The organism is Actinosynnema sp. NPDC023658 (genome assembly GCF_040639995.1).
GTDB lineage: Bacteria > Actinomycetota > Actinomycetes > Mycobacteriales > Pseudonocardiaceae > Actinosynnema.
The window spans coordinates 1-2,438 of record NZ_JBFAAX010000838.1 but is presented as its reverse complement, the minus strand read 5'-3'; the positions used below and the strand labels follow the sequence as shown (position 1 = coordinate 2,438).

Here is a 2,438-nt window from a genome sequence, read left to right as displayed (position 1 = left end):
TGCCCGAACGCCGGGTACTCGGCGACGCCTCGCCCGGTTCCACCCGGTAGCCGCGGATCTTGACCTGGTCGTCCACCCGGCCGAGGAACTCGACGTTGCCGTCGTCGAGCCGGCGGGCCAGGTCGCCGGTGCGGTACAGGCGGTCACCGCCGAACGGGTCCGGCAGGAACCGCGCGGCCGTCATCGCCGGTTGGCCCGCGTAGCCGCGGGCGACGCCCGTGCCGCCGACGTACAGCTCGCCGGGCACGCCCAGCGGCACGGGGTTCATCCGGGCGTCGAGCACGTACATCGTCATGCCCGGCAACGGGAGCCCGATCGGCAGCACGTCCGCCGTCGGCTCCCCGGTGACCGGGTAGGTGCTGGTGCCGACCGACGCCTCCGTGGGGCCGTACTCGTTGATCAGCCGGCCTCCCGGCGACACCTCGCGCCACCGCCGCACGACGGCCCGGCCCAGCGGTTCGCCCGCGACCACGAGCACGTCGGCCAGGTGGGTGCCGGGCGGCACCTGCCCGCTGATCACGTCCAGGTGGCCGGGGGTCAGCTTGACGAAGCTGAACGGCCCGGCCGCCACCAGCCACGCGCCGAGGTCGGCCAGGTCCGCGTCCTGCGGCAGGAACGCGACCCGCCGCCCCGTCACCAGCGGCGCGTACAGGTTGGGCACCACCAGGTCGAACGCGACCGAGGAGAACAGCGGTGCGCCGCCGTCGCCGCCGGCCAGCTCGACCGCAGCCCACCGCACGTGGTTGGCCAGGCCGCGGTGGCTGATCTGCACGCCCTTCGGCCGACCCGTCGACCCGGACGTGAAGATGACGTACGCGAGCGCGTCCAGGTCGATCGCCGTGTCCGGCCGCGTGTCCGGCCAGGCGGCGTCCGCCGCGGGCGCCACGACCGGCACCTCGTCGGGGAACCGCGAGCGGTAGCGCGCCTGGGTGACCACGACCGTCGCGCCCGCGTCGGTGACGGTGGTCGCCAGCCGTTCGGCCGGGTAGGACGGGTCGAGCGGCACGTACGCGCCACCGGCCTTCCACGTCGCCAGCAGGGCGGTGAGCAGTTCCGGACCGCGGTCGACCAGCACGGCCACCACGGACTCCGCGCCGACGCCGAGGGCGCGCAGGTGGTGGGCGAGCCGGTTGGCGTCGCGGTCCAGCTCGGCGTAGGTCACCGACTCCGCGCCGAGCGTGGCCGCCACCGCGTCGGGTGTGCGGCTCGCCTGCTCCTCGAACCCGGCGAGCACCGACCCGGTGAAGCCGCCCTCCAGGACGTTCGTCGGCTGGTCGAGCACCCGGCGGCGCTCCTGCTCCGGCAGCCGCACCTCGCGCGGGTCGCCGTCCGGGTCGTCCGCCATCGCGGTGAGCACCTCGCGGTACAGGGCGCCGATCCGGTCGACGTTGCGCCGCGACAGCCGCGCGCTGTCGGCCATCAGGAACACGTGCCCGAGCCGCACCAGCACCGCGAGCGGGAACTCGGTGGGGCTGTCGTCGATGCTCGCCTCGTAGTCCACCAGGCCGCGATCGACCATGGTGAAGTCGTGGAAGCTGAACCGCACGTCCAGCAGCCGCTCTCCCCCGGCCAGCTCCTGCTGGATGACCGGCATGGGGAACCGGCGGTGCGGCCACAGCCGCGCCTCCTGCTCGAACACCGACCGCACCAGGTCGTGCCAGGTGGTCGAGCGGCGGTCGTGCGCGAACGGCAGGCTGTTGAGGAACATGCCGTAGACGCGTTCCGCGCCCTCCACCTCGGGCCTGCCGTGCTGCACCAGACCGCTGACGAACGTCTCCTGCTCGGTCAGCCGGCTCAGCACGGTGAAGTGCGCGGCCAGGATCACGCTCTTGAGCGACGCCCCGGCGGCTGCCGCGAGCGAGCGCAGGCGTGGTTCCAGGTCGACGAACGGCACCCGGTGCACGATCGACTCGCGTGCGGCCTCCGCGTCACCCCAACCCTCGGGCACGGTGAACCTCGGGTGCGCCTCGACCACCGCGCGCCAGTGCTCCCGGTCCTCCTCCGACGCCAGCGACGCCAGCTCGGCCGCGATGAAGTCCGCGAACCTCAGGTCCGGCGGCTCGAACGGGTCGGGCACGCCGCGGTCGCGGATCTGCCGGTAGCAGTCCAGCACGTCCATCAGCAGCGTGTGGTGGCTCCAGCCCTCGATGACCGCGTGGCACTCGGTGATCGTGAGCCACCAGGCGTGGCCGTCGCACTCGTGCGCGATCAGGCGCACCAGCGACGGCACGGCCAGGTCGAACGGGGTCGCCCGCTCGGTCGCGGTGCAGTCGCGGATCGCCGCGTCCACCGCCTCGTCGTCCAGCCCGGTGAGGTCGCGGTGGTCGACCGGCATCACGGCGGTCCCGTGGACGAGCTGCATGGGCGTCGAGTAGCCGTCGAGGTCGATGCCGGTGCGCAGCACGTCGTGCCGCGCGGTCACCACCTGCGCCGCCTCG

The 2,438-nt window shown here is 73.8% G+C and carries 1 protein-coding gene; it reads right to left on the bottom strand.

Features of this window, described 5'->3' with window-relative positions; genetic code table 11:
• On the bottom strand, positions 1-2,438 hold a 2,438-nt coding region (locus AB0G02_RS35395; RefSeq protein ID WP_360803367.1), incomplete at both ends, for an amino acid adenylation domain-containing protein.